The sequence below is a fragment of the Streptacidiphilus sp. PAMC 29251 genome, from assembly GCF_054208735.2.
The window spans coordinates 2247771-2260099 of sequence record NZ_CM135725.2; the positions used below are offsets into that span (position 1 = coordinate 2247771).

Here is a 12329-nt window from a genome sequence, read left to right on the forward strand (position 1 = left end):
CGTTCAGAGGGGACTTCCGTTCCCTCAGGACCCAACAGCGCGCCCGACACCACCCACCCCACCAGACCTCGTTCCACGCGCCGAAGCGCAGTACCAGAGACCCGAAGGACCGTGCGGTGCCGAATAGTCAACGTTCCACCCATGAGCTGGCCACCGTCAGACAGATGCTGACGCAGTGGCACTGTGCTCCTTAGAAAGGAGGTGATCCAGCCGCACCTTCCGGTACGGCTACCTTGTTACGACTTCGTCCCAATCGCTGGTCCCACCTTCGACAGCTCCTTCCCTTACGGGTTAGGCCACCGGCTTCGGGTGTTACCGACTTTCGTGACGTGACGGGCGGTGTGTACAAGGCCCGGGAACGTATTCACCGCAGCAATGCTGATCTGCGATTACTAGCAACTCCGACTTCATGGGGTCGAGTTGCAGACCCCAATCCGAACTGAGACCGGCTTTTTGAGATTCGCTCCACCTCGCGGTATCGCAGCTCATTGTACCGGCCATTGTAGCACGTGTGCAGCCCAAGACATAAGGGGCATGATGATTTGACGTCGTCCCCACCTTCCTCCGAGTTGACCCCGGCAGTCTCCTGTGAGTCCCCATCACCCCGAAAGGCATGCTGGCAACACAGAACGAGGGTTGCGCTCGTTGCGGGACTTAACCCAACATCTCACGACACGAGCTGACGACAACCATGCACCACCTGTATACCGACCACAAGGGGGCGTACATCTCTGCACGTTTCCGGTATATGTCAAGCCTTGGTAAGGTTCTTCGCGTTGCGTCGAATTAAGCCACATGCTCCGCTGCTTGTGCGGGCCCCCGTCAATTCCTTTGAGTTTTAGCCTTGCGGCCGTACTCCCCAGGCGGGGAACTTAATGCGTTAGCTGCGGCGCGGACCACGTGGAATGTGACCCACACCTAGTTCCCAACGTTTACGGCGTGGACTACCAGGGTATCTAATCCTGTTCGCTCCCCACGCTTTCGCTCCTCAGCGTCAGTAATGGCCCAGAGATCCGCCTTCGCCACCGGTGTTCCTCCTGATATCTGCGCATTTCACCGCTACACCAGGAATTCCGATCTCCCCTACCACACTCTAGCCTGCCCGTATCGAATGCAGACCCGGAGTTAAGCCCCGGGCTTTCACATCCGACGCGACAAGCCGCCTACGAGCTCTTTACGCCCAATAAATCCGGACAACGCTCGCACCCTACGTATTACCGCGGCTGCTGGCACGTAGTTAGCCGGTGCTTCTTCTGCAGGTACCGTCACTTGCGCTTCTTCCCTGCTGAAAGAGGTTTACAACCCGAAGGCCGTCATCCCTCACGCGGCGTCGCTGCATCAGGCTTTCGCCCATTGTGCAATATTCCCCACTGCTGCCTCCCGTAGGAGTCTGGGCCGTGTCTCAGTCCCAGTGTGGCCGGTCGCCCTCTCAGGCCGGCTACCCGTCGTCGCCTTGGTAGGCCATTACCCCACCAACAAGCTGATAGGCCGCGGGCTCATCCTGCATCGCCGGAGCTTTCCACGCACACCCCATGCGGAGATGCGTCGTATCCGGTATTAGACCTCGTTTCCAAGGCTTGTCCCAGAATGCAGGGCAGATTGCCCACGTGTTACTCACCCGTTCGCCACTGATCCACCCCGAAGGGCTTCACCGTTCGACTTGCATGTGTTAAGCACGCCGCCAGCGTTCGTCCTGAGCCAGGATCAAACTCTCCGTGAATGTCATCAGGTAATCCTGATAGCACCCGCGAAAGAGCGGCACGACGATCAGCGGAATAGCCGACCCCGTGCACTGCGTCCTCGCTAGTGTTTACTGCATTATCTTGCCAAATGAAACTTGGCGTTGACTTTTGGCACGCTGTTGAGTTCTCAAGGAACGGACACTTCCTTCAGGCGGCTTTCACACCGGACCCTCTGGGCGTTTCGTTCTGTGTTCCAAATCTTAGCAGACCGTTTAACTCGCCCGATCCACTCCGGTTTGAATTACCGGCCGCCTGTTCGGAGGCACGCGCAACCCTAGCGCAATTTACTTGCGGTTCGAAATTGGCTTGCCGCCGACACGCCGCAGTCATGCTGGTTGCGGTGGGCGGATCGCCAACGTTACATGGCTGTGCTTGACGGAGCAAACCAGCACGCCAGGGACTTTTGGCCCTGTCGGACGCAGCGGTGAAGTGTCCTAAGTTAAGTTGATTTAGGCTGATCCCGACGCCCGCGCGAGCGCGTGTTGCCGCAGTTGCCGCAATGGAGGCTTGAGCATGACGACAGTGACGTCCCCCCTGGCTGGACGCGCCATCGGACTCGCCGCAGTACCGGACCCGGTGTTCGCCGGTGCGATGGTCGGGCCCGGTACCGCGATCGATCCGGTGCGCGAGCCCGGGGACGCGGTGGCGCCGGTGACCGGGACTGTCGTCTCCATGCACCCGCATGCCTTCGTCGTCATCGACGACCAGGGCCACGGCGTGCTGGTGCACCTGGGGATCGACACCGTGCAGCTGAACGGTGAGGGCTTCGAGCTGCTGGTCAGCAAGGGGGACAGCGTGAAGCAGGGACAGCCGGTGATCCGCTGGAACCCGGCCGCGGTGGAGGCGGCGGGGAAGTCGCCGATCTGCCCGATCGTGGCGCTGGAGGCCTCGCCCGAGCAGTTGAGCGCGGTGCAGGAGGCCGACGACGTCGCGGTCGGGGACGACCTCTTCACCTGGAAGTAAGCGAAGCACCCAACCCGAGCGGAGACCGGTGAAATGACAGAGACGCTGCGCGGCGTGGGCGTGAGCCACGGGGTCGCGATCGGACAGGTCCGGCACATGGGCACGGCGGTGCTGGAACCGCCGGCCAAGCAGACGCCGACCGAGGAGGCCCCGCGCGAGCAGGCCCGGGCCCGGCAGGCGGTCGAGGCCGTGGCGGCCGACCTGCAGGCCCGCGGCAATCTGGCCGGCGGCGAGGCGCAGGCGGTGCTGGAGGCGCAGTCGCTGATGGCGCTGGACCCCGAGCTGATGGCAGACGTCGAACGGCGGATCGCGGTCGGCAGCACCGCCGAGCGCGGCGTCTACGACGCCTTCGCCTCCTACCGGGCGCTGCTCGCCAACGCCGGCGACTACCTGGCAGGCAGGGTGGCCGACCTGGACGATGTGCGGAACCGGATCGTGGCGCGGCTGATGGGGGTGCCGATGCCGGGGGTTCCGGACAGCGATGAGCCGTATGTGCTGATCGCGCGGGATCTGGCGCCGGCCGACACCGCGCTGCTGGACCCGACCCTGGTGCTTGGTTTTGTCACCGAGGAGGGCGGACCGACCAGCCACAGCGCGATCCTGGCGCGGGCGCTGGGGGTGCCGGCCGTGGTCGCCCTGCCCGGAGCCACCCAGATGGCCGAGGGCGTGGTCGTGGCGGTGGACGGCAGCACCGGGGAGGTCCTGCTGGATCCCTCCGCGGAACAGCAGGACGAGCTGCGGCGGGTCGCGGCCGAACGGAAGGCCGCGCTGTCCGCGTCGACCGGCCCCGGGCAGACCTCCGACGGCTACAAGGTGCCGCTGCTGGCGAACATCGGCGGCCCGGCGGATGTGGCGGCGGCGCTGGCGGCGGGGGCCGAGGGGGTGGGGCTGTTCCGTACCGAGTTCCTGTTCCTGGACGACTCGACCACGGCGCCCTCGGAGGAGTCGCAGGTCGCGGCCTACCGCAAGGTGCTGGAGGCGTTCCCGGAGGGGCGGGTCGTGGTCCGGGTGCTGGACGCGGGCGCGGACAAGCCGCTGGACTTCATGACCCCGGCCGACGAGCCCAACCCGGCGCTCGGTGTGCGCGGGCTGCGGAGCCTGCTGGAGCACCCCGATGTGCTGGGGACCCAGTTGCGGGCGCTGGCCAAGGCGGTCCAGGGGCTGCCGGTCTACCTCGAGGTGATGGCCCCGATGGTGGCCGACCGGATCGACGCCAAGGCCTTCGCCGATGCCTGCCGGGAGGCCGGGCTCAAGGCGAAGTTCGGCGCGATGGTGGAGATCCCCTCGGCCGCGCTGCGGGCCAGGTCGATCCTGCACGAGGTCGAGTTCATCTCGCTGGGCACCAACGACCTGGCCCAGTACACCTTCGCGGCGGACCGCCAGGTGGGCTCGCTGGCCCGGCTGCAGGACTCCTGGCAGCCCGCCCTGCTCGACCTGATCGCCATGTCGGCGGACGCGGCCAAGGCCACCGGCAAGAGCTGCGGCGTGTGCGGGGAGGCGGCGGCCGACCCGGTGCTGGCCTGTGTGCTCACCGGGCTCGGGGTGACCAGTCTGTCGATGGGCGCCAGCGCGATCCCCTACGTCCGGGCGACGCTGGCGAAGTACACGCTGGCGCAGTGCACCCGGGCCGCGGCGGCGGCTCGGGCCACCGACACGGCCGAGGAGGCGCTGGCCGCGGCCAAGCAGGTGCTGTCCGGAGAGTAACCGGACAGCCAGGCACGCGAGGGGTCATTCACCGGGGCGGTGGGTGGCCCCTTCGGCGTCGGCGCGGGCCCTGGCCAGGTCGACGAAGGGGGTGAGCGCGGCCGGGTTGTCCAGCGAGCCGGGGTTCACCGCCTGGGCGAGCGCGGTCCCGCCGAGGATGCGCTTGATCGGGACCTCCAGGCGCTTCCCGGTGAGGGTGCGCGGCAGCGCGGGGACGGCGATGACCTCGTCCGGGACATGGCGCGGGGACAGTTGTTCGCGGATGGCGCCGCGGATCGCGCCGCGCAGGTCGTCGTCCAGGACGGTGCCGTCGGCGAGGACCACGAAGAGCGGCATCCAGTAGCCGCCGTCCGGCTGCTCCAGGCCGATGACCAGGGACTCCCGGATCTGCGGCAGGCGTTCGACCACCTCGTAGATGTCGGCGGAGCCCATGCGCACGCCCTGCCGGTTCAGAGTGGAGTCGGAGCGGCCGTGGATGACGACCGTGCCGCGGGTGGTGACGGTGATCCAGTCGCCGTGCCGCCAGACGCCCGGGTAGGTGTCGAAGTAGCTGGCGTGCAGCCTGGCCCCGTGCGGGTCGTTCCAGAAGCGCAGCGGCATGGACGGGATCGGCTTGGTGCAGACGAGCTCGCCGACCTCGCCGACGACGGCCCTGCCCTCGGCGTCCCAGGCCTCGACGGCGGCGCCGAGGCTGGGGGCCTGGATCTCGCCGAGGTACACCGGGAGGGTGGGGACGCCGCCGACGAAGCAGCTGCAGAGGTCGGTGCCGCCGCTGACGCTGGCGAGCCAGATGTCCGGGCTGACCTGCTCGTAGATCCAGCGGAAGCCGTCCGGCGGGAGCGGTGACCCGGTGGTGCCGATGGCGCGCAGCCGGGACAGGTCCAGATCGCGGGCCGGGTGGACGTCGGCCTTGGCGCAGGCGGTGATGTAGGCGGCGGACGTCCCGTACACGGTCACCTCGGCGCGTTCGGCGATGCGCCACTGGGCGTCGGTGCCGGGGAAGCCGGGGCTGCCGTCGTAGGTGACGATGCTGGCGCCGACCAGCAGGCCTGCCAGCAGGAAGTTCCACATCATCCAGCCGGTGGAGGTGTACCAGAAGAAGCGGTCGGCCGGGCCGAGGTCGAGGTGCAGTCCGGCCTGCTTCAGGTGTTCGACCACGATGCCGCCGTGGCCCTGGACGATGGCCTTGGGCAGTCCGGTGGTGCCGGAGGAGTAGAGCACCCAGAGCGGGTGGTCGAAGGGGAGCTGGTCGAAGACCGGTTCCTGGGGGTTGGCCAGTAGCTCGTCCCAGCTCAGGGTGTCGGCCGGGGCGGGGGTGCCGAGCAGCGGAATGTGCACCACCTGGCGCAGCGAGGGGAGTTCGCGGCGCAGCTCGGCGACGATGTCGGTGCGGTCGTGCACCTTTCCGCCGTAGCGGTAGCCGTCGACGGCGAACAGCAGCACCGGTTCGAGCTGCTGGAACCGGTCCAGGACGCTGCGGGCGCCGAAGTCGGGAGCGCAGGAGGTCCAGATGCCGCCGACCGCGGCGGTGGCGAGCAGGGCCACGGCGGCCTGCGGGATGTTGGGGACATAGGCGCCGACCCGGTCCCCCGGACGGACGCCGAGGCGACGGAGCTCGGCGGCGAGCGAGCCGACCTGGCGGCGCAGTTCCGACCAGCTGAGCACGGACGGCTCGGGGTCGGCCTCGTCCAGGTGCAGGATAGCCGGGGTGTCGGCGTGGGCCGGGTCCTCGCCGTGGCGCAGGGCGTGTTCGGCGTAGTTGAGGCGGGCGCCGGGGAACCAGACCGCGCCGGGCATCGAGGCGTCGGCGAGGGCTGTGCTCGGAGGGGTGCTGAAGCGGACGTCGAACCAGCTGCTGACGGCGGTCCAGAAGCGGTCCAGGTTGTCGACGGACCAGTGGTGCAGCTCGGCGTAGTCACCGGTGGGGGCGCCGTGGTGCTCGGCGGCCCAGCGTTGGAACCTGGCCAGGTTGCTGGCGGCGCGGGTCGGGTCGGGCTCCCAGAGGGGGGTGGCGGACGGGTCTGCGCTGCTCATGGGGGCCTCCGGCGGTGCGGCTTCGTTGCCAGAGAGGAATCTTTCATGTGAACGGGCGTTAAGCCAAGACTGCCGGGGCCGGGGTGAGCAGGTGTTTGTCGGTGGAGCGGGGGCCTTCGGAGCTGAGCAGGACCGGGTGTCGAGGGCGGCCTCGACCGCCTCGGTCCAGGCCCGGGGGCTGGGTCCGGGAGTGCTGGTGCGGCCGGGGCGGGCCTTGAGCAGGGTCGCGGTGAGGTCGGCCTGCCGGGCCAGGTTGCCGGGTTCAGCGGCGGGCAGCGCGGTGAGTTCGTCCCCGCGCAGGTCGTAGGTCTCGCAGAGGGAGAGGTAGGGGAAGCGGGCCGGGGCGTCCAGGTGGGTGAGGGCCAGCGCGTCGGCTCCGCCGCAGGCGGCGAGGGCGTAGCGGTGCGCGACCAGGTCGAAGTGGCCCCGGCGGAAGGCGCCCTGCCAGCGGCCGTGGCCGTTGTGGGCCTCGGGCAGGGCCGCGGTCAGCGCGCGGTCCTCGCTGACCAGCGGGCCGGGGCCGTGGCGGGTGGTGTAGCTGCGGAGGACGCCGAGCCGCAGCGCCGGGCCGGCCGCGGGCCCCGCCTCGGCGATCAGGGTCTCGGCGTTGGCAAAGGTGGTGGTGGACCAGGTGGTGTACGGGTGGAAGCCGTGCCACTCGTCCAGCAGCACGCCCTGGGCGCCCTCGAAGACGGTGCGGGCGGTGCGCAGCAGTCGGGGCAGGTAGCCGGCGTCAGTAAGGGTGGTGTGCGCGGCGAAGGCGCGGAAGGCGGTGGCGCAGTCGGCCGGGGGCGGGCCCAGGGGTTCGGCGAGGCCGAGGTCGGCGGTGAGGCGGTCGCGGAGCCGGGTGAGCAGCGCGAGCAGCCGGGTCGGGCTGGCGCAGTCGCCGGCGGTGGGCGCGTCCTCCGGGTGGGCCAGTGCGTAGCCTGCGGTCTCCCCCACCCCGACGCCGCAGGAGCCGTGCCGGGCCTGGCCCCTGGCGGTCTCCCTGAGCCGGTTGGCGGCGGCGTGGTACGGGGTGGTGAGCAGGGCCCGGCGGTCCACGGTGAGCCGGGCGAACGGGTCGGCGACGCCCAGGGTGCGCAGGTGGGCGGCCTCGGTGGCCAGCGCCAGCGGGTCGACCAGCATGAACCGGGAGAGGTGGGTGCGGACGCCCGGCACCAGGGTGCCCGAGCCGAACTGGGCGAAGGTGTGGTGCCGGCCGTCCGGGGCGACCACATTATGCGCGGCCTGGGCGCCGCCGTTGAAGCGGACCACGGTGTGCACGTCCGTGCTGCGGCAGAGGTGGTCGACCACGCCGCCCTTGCCGGCGTCGCCGTAGCCGAGGTCCACCACGATGGTGTGGGGAGCGTTCACAGCCTTGTCGTCCCTGAACCGATGGTGCCGGGGTCGGTGCCGGTGCCTGTGCCGTCGTCGCCCAGCAGGGAGCTGCCGGCCACGGTGACGGCGCTGTGGCGGCGGGCCACGGCGGCGAGGGCCTTGCCGACCGAGCCGGCCGAGCTGGAGCCGATGTCGGCGAGGTCGTCCAGCCCCTCCTGGAGGTCGATCGCCTCCTCGCCGAGGCCGATGGTGAGGGCGATGGTCTCGCAGACCGCGTCCAGGTCGTCCAGCTCCAGGACGTTCTGGCCGAGCAGTCGGCGCCAGGGGTCGAGGACCTTGGCGTTGCCGGAGTAGGCGGTGCCGGCCGGGAGGATGTAGTAGACGTCGAACTTCTGCTGCAGCTCCGGGAGCAGCCGGGTGAGCGGGATGTCCTCGGTCAGCCGGTCGCCGATGACCTCGCGCACCTCGCGGGCCTTGACCTTCCCGTACGGGAGTTCGTCGCCGATCAGGAAGAGGTAGCCGCGGCGGCCGCGCTTCTCGTGGCAGTCCAGCGAGGTGTGGCGGGCCATGGCGTACATGGCGAGTTCGTAGGACTCGGTCATCTGGCCCCCGCCGCCGCCCTCCAGGAAGATGTTGCCGAGGTCGTCGTCCATCCGGTTGTCGGACTCGAACTGGCCGAGCTGGAGCGGCACCCGGTCGCAGGTGGCGTCGCCGACGGCGCCGAAGAGGATCTGCGGGTCCTGGGTGTAGCCCTTGCGCAGCAGCAGGCCGAACAGTTCGGGGAGCTTGGTCTGCAAGGTTCGCGGAACCGCCTGCATGGATCCGGTGACATCGAAGAGCACGGAGATGGCAAGGGAGTTGGGGTGCTCGTCGGAATCCCGGCTCTCGCGGATGCTGAGGCCCTCGGGGTCGAGCGAGGGGTGCGCCTTCCAGCCGCTGCGGGCGCCGCCGCGGGCGCGGGAGCTGTAGTCGAAGGGGTCGGCGCCGGTGGCGGCCCGGTAGCTCGCGGCGGCGTCGTAGACATTGGTGGACCAGGATCCGCTGCCCATGGTGGGCTCCTTTGCGGTGTGGTGACGTTTCGTCAGTTGGGAAGGCGGAGCGGGCGGAAGGTGCGGGGGCCGTAGAGCCGGTCGAGCAGGTCGTCCAGCTCGGTGAGCAGGCGCCAGGCGTCGTGCGGACGGCGGCGCTGCTCCGGCAGGGTGCTGCCGGTGACGAAGGCGCGTAGAGCGGGCGGGATCTGATCGCCCATCAGGGTTTCCATGCAGCGGCTGGCGAGGTGGATGTCGGTGGCCTCGGTGGCCGGCTCGCGGGCCAGGACCTCCGGCGGGTAGCTGTCGCGGTGCCGCTCGACCAGCGCCGGGACCGGCGCCGGATCGCCGGTGACCGAGTAGCACCAGTCGACCAGGACCACACCGTGCAGTTCCGGGTGGACCAGTACGTGCTCGGGCAGGACAGCGCCGTGCCGGACGCCGGCCCGGTGGGCGTAGCCGAGGACGACCAGCAGCCGGCGCCAGATCCAGGCGGCGTCACGCGGGTCGACGCCCTGCGGCCAGGCGGCGAGGAGGTCGGTGAGCGGGTGGAAGCCGTCCAGCCGCAGGACGGCGTTGACCTGGCGGACGGGGCGGGACGCCGGGTCGGCGGGGCCTCCCGGGGCGGTGGGGTCGGTCGGGTCGGTCGGGTTGGTCGCCTCGGTGTAGCGGAAGGTCTCGACCAGGGTCGGCACATAGGCGTGGAAGCGGGGGTCGCCGTGCCGGGCGAGCCGGGTCAGCGCGGTGGCCTCCCGGGCGATCAGGTCGTTGTCGGCGGGTGAGCGCGGGATCTTGAGCAGTACGTCCAGGTCGGTGTACGGGTCGCGGTGGGGTGCGGCCCGGGCCCGGCGGAGCACCGCGAGGTCGCCGACGGCGTGCAGCTCGCCGGTGGTGTAGCGGTGGTGCGGGGTGGTCAGTGTGCCCGGGGGCGGGGCTCCCGCCGCGCTGTGCGCGGTGTACCGGGCGTTGAGGGCGGCGCAGGCGGCGGTGGCCTCGGCGGCGCGGCCGGGGGGTGCGGTGTCCGGGTGCAGCAGGCGGACCAGGTGGCGGTAGCGCCGGGCAGCCGCGTGCGGGTCGGCGCCGAGGAGTTCGGTCGCGGTGGCGGCGGTCCTGACGGCGGCGAGGGCCTCGTCGAAGGTGCCGGGCCGGGGCGGCGGCTTGGGCGCGGTCGGGGTTCGGGGCGGGGTCGTCGGCCGGGTTCTGGGCGGGGTTCTTGGCGGGGGCGTCACCGGATGTCCTCCTCGCGATCGGGGCGGAGCAGCGCCGGGTGCAGCAGGCGGGCGTCGCCGCGCTGGTAGAGGCGGGCCCGGGGGCCGCCCCGGGAACCGCCGTGGGCGGTGGTGCGGCCGGTGCCCTCCACGAAGCCGGGCACCGAGAGCACCTTGCGGTGGAAGTTGCCGGGGTGGAGCTTCTCGCCCCAGATCTGCTCGTAGACCGCGCGGAGGTCGGAGATGGTGAACTCGCGGTCGAGGAAGGCGGTGCCGAGGGGGGTGTACTCCAGCTTGGAGCGGGCCCGGTCCAGGGCCGCGACGAGGATCGCGGCGTGGTCGAAGGCAAGGTCGCCGGGCCCTCCCCTGCGGGGTCCGGCGACCAGGTCGAGTGCGGACACGGCGACCCACGCGGCTGCGGCCGCGTCGGTGCCGGCCCGGGGGGCGGGCAGGTCGGGGGCGAAGGCCAGGTACGCGACCGAGATGACATGCATCCGGGGGTCGCGGGCCGGGGTGCCGTAGGAGCCCAGCTGTTCCAGGTGCACCCGGTGCAGGCCGCGGCGTCCAGGCCGGTCTCCTCGGCGAGTTCGCGGGCGGCGGCCTGGTCCAGGTCCTCCTCCCCGGCGCGGACGAAGCCGCCGGGGAGGGCCCAGCAGCCCTGGAACGGCGGCGCCGCGCGCTGCACCAGCAGGACGTGCAGCTCGTCCTGACGCAGGGTCAGGGCGACGATGTCGACGGTGACCGCGACCGGCGCGAAGGCGCGCGGGTCGTAGGCGGCGAGCCACGCCTGCTCGTCCAGCGGGTCCTGCTGCGGGCTCTGCGGTGACATCGGGCGCTCCGGGCTGTTGTTCTCAAGGTGAGTGTTTCTCTAACTGAGAACAACTTAGCGCAGCGGCATCCACGACGCCAGGGGGTTTCGGTCAGTCGCGGCGGAGGGCGTCCAGGGCGGGCATGAGTTCTTCGGTGAAGGCGGGGCCGACCTGGGCGTGTTCGTTCATCAGGCGGTACCACATGGCGCCGAAGACCATGTCCACCACCGTGTCCACCGGCACCCGCCAGTCGCCGCAGCGCTCCAGTGCGGTACGGAGCAGGGTGCGGCGGCCGGTGATGTAGGCGCGGCGGGTGGCGGAGAGCTCCGGATCGGCGACGGCGTCGGCGGTGACCCCGACCAGGACGTTGGCGACCGGCTTCCTGGTGGCGAGGGTGAAGGTGTCGTCCAGGAAGGCGCGCAGGTCGGCCCGGGGGTCGGCGGTGGGGACCGGCAGGACGTGGGCCGCGCCGATCTCAGCGAGCGCCTCCAGCAGGACCGCGCCCCGGGTGGGCCACCAGCGGTAGACCGTCTGCCGGCCGACGCCGGCCGCCTCGGCGATGCCCTTGATGGTGACCGCGGTGTAGCCGTCGCGGAGGGCGAGGGCGGTGGCCGCGTCCAGGATCGCGCGGCGGGCGGCCTCGCTGCGGGGGCGGCCGAGGGCGGGGGACTGCGGTTCTGTCATGGCTGGACTTTACAAGACACCATGTCTCGATACATAATCGAGGCACAGTGACTCGTAAAGAGCGTCACTGAAGGGGATGGGGGAGAGATGTCCGAGCGCGTAGTGATCATCGGTGGCACGTCCGGCATCGGACTGGCCACGGCGGAGCAGTTGCTCGGCCGCGGGTACGAGGTGGTCGTCGGCGGCCGCGACGAGCAGCGGTTGGCTTCCGCGCTGCGGGAGTTGAAGGGCGAGCGGGTGACCGGGCGGGTGGTGGACGCCACCGACGAGGAGCAGTTGGCGGCGTTCTTCGCCGAGGTCGGCCGGTTCGACCACCTGGTGGTGACGGTGTCGGTGCACGGCGGGATCACCTCGCTGCTGGACGTCACCGCGGCGGAGCTGCGGCGGCACAACGAGGGAAAGCTGATCCCGCAGCTGCTCACGGTCAGGGCCGCCCTCGGCACGCTGCGGGCGGACGGTTCGGTGACCCTGCTCGGCGCGGTGAGTTCGCAGCTCAGCGGGGCCGGACTGGTCGCGCTCAGCTCGGCGAACGCGGCGGTGGAGGCGGCGGCGCGGGTGCTGGCGGCGGAGCTGGCGCCGCGGCGGGTGAACGCGGTGTCGCCCGGCGTGATCGACACCCCGTGGTGGGACTGGGTGCCCGAGGCGGCCAGGGCCGAGACCCTGGCGGGCGCCTGCGCGGGCATCGCGCTGGGCCGGCCGGGGCGTCCGGAGGAGGTGGCGCACGCCGTCGCCTTCCTGGTCGAGAACGGCTACACGACTGGTGTGGTGCTGACGGTGGACGGCGGAGCGCGGCTCGGGCCGGTGGCAGCGGGGTGACGGCGCCTGGCGGCCGCGGGT

Annotated in this window: 8 protein-coding genes, 1 rRNA gene and 2 pseudogenes; 4 read left to right on the top strand and 7 right to left on the bottom strand. The window is 70.7% G+C overall.

The annotated features are described in order from the left end of the window. Positions 1-194: 194 nt before the first annotated feature. Positions 195-1720: ribosomal RNA gene (locus ACXKR8_RS10510) — 16S ribosomal RNA — on the bottom strand. A gap of 535 nt (positions 1721-2255) precedes the next feature. On the opposite strand from ACXKR8_RS10510, the gene ACXKR8_RS10515 reads away from it, so the two are divergent. Both ACXKR8_RS10515 and ptsP read left to right on the top strand, forming a co-directional pair. Then, positions 2256-2705 (top strand): PTS sugar transporter subunit IIA, encoded by a 450-nt coding sequence (locus ACXKR8_RS10515; RefSeq protein ID WP_458272635.1) that lies wholly within the window; start codon positions 2256-2258, stop codon positions 2703-2705. Positions 2706-2738: 33 nt separating this feature from the next. Next, positions 2739-4409, top strand: coding sequence for a phosphoenolpyruvate--protein phosphotransferase (gene ptsP, locus ACXKR8_RS10520; RefSeq protein ID WP_458272636.1), 1671 nt, complete (start codon positions 2739-2741; stop codon positions 4407-4409). Positions 4410-4433: 24 nt separating this feature from the next. Here the strand turns inward: ptsP and ACXKR8_RS10525 are convergent, their stop codons facing one another. The 5 genes and pseudogenes from ACXKR8_RS10525 to ACXKR8_RS10545 all read right to left on the bottom strand — a co-directional run bounded on the left by ACXKR8_RS10525 (position 4434) and on the right by ACXKR8_RS10545 (position 10729). Beyond that, on the bottom strand, positions 4434-6443 hold the full coding sequence (locus ACXKR8_RS10525) for an acetoacetate--CoA ligase (protein WP_458272637.1): 2010 nt from the start codon (positions 6441-6443) through the stop codon (positions 4434-4436). Between the two features lie 276 nt (positions 6444-6719). After that, positions 6720-7799, bottom strand: a pseudogene (locus tag ACXKR8_RS10530) (adenylosuccinate synthetase); the annotation flags it as partial. Beyond that, complete coding sequence (locus ACXKR8_RS10535; RefSeq protein WP_458272639.1) at positions 7796-8812, bottom strand: hypothetical protein; 1017 nt, start codon at positions 8810-8812, stop codon at positions 7796-7798. The pseudogene ACXKR8_RS10530 and the gene ACXKR8_RS10535, both read right to left, overlap by 4 nt. Positions 8813-8844: 32 nt before the next feature. After that, positions 8845-10020: a BUD32 family EKC/KEOPS complex subunit gene (locus ACXKR8_RS10540; protein WP_458272640.1), complete on the bottom strand. Its 1176-nt coding sequence runs from the start codon at positions 10018-10020 to the stop codon at positions 8845-8847. Beyond that, a pseudogene (locus tag ACXKR8_RS10545) lies at positions 10017-10729 on the bottom strand (NUDIX hydrolase). Before ACXKR8_RS10545 ends, ACXKR8_RS10540 begins: the two are co-directional and overlap by 4 nt. On the opposite strand from ACXKR8_RS10545, the gene ACXKR8_RS10550 reads away from it, so the two are divergent. Next, the gene (locus ACXKR8_RS10550; RefSeq protein ID WP_462100779.1) at positions 10694-10825 is read left to right on the top strand and encodes a hypothetical protein; all 132 of its coding nucleotides are present in this window, start codon (positions 10694-10696) and stop codon (positions 10823-10825) included. The pseudogene ACXKR8_RS10545 and the gene ACXKR8_RS10550 overlap by 36 nt on opposite strands. Positions 10826-10919: 94 nt before the next feature. Here ACXKR8_RS10550 and ACXKR8_RS10555 read toward each other — a convergent pair whose 3' ends face one another. Next, positions 10920-11492: a TetR/AcrR family transcriptional regulator gene (locus tag ACXKR8_RS10555; protein ID WP_458272642.1), complete on the bottom strand. Its 573-nt coding sequence runs from the start codon at positions 11490-11492 to the stop codon at positions 10920-10922. A gap of 87 nt (positions 11493-11579) precedes the next feature. On the opposite strand from ACXKR8_RS10555, the gene ACXKR8_RS10560 reads away from it, so the two are divergent. After that, positions 11580-12308, top strand: a complete 729-nt coding sequence (locus ACXKR8_RS10560) for an SDR family oxidoreductase (RefSeq protein WP_458272643.1) — start codon at positions 11580-11582, stop codon at positions 12306-12308. Positions 12309-12329: the final 21 nt, after the last annotated feature.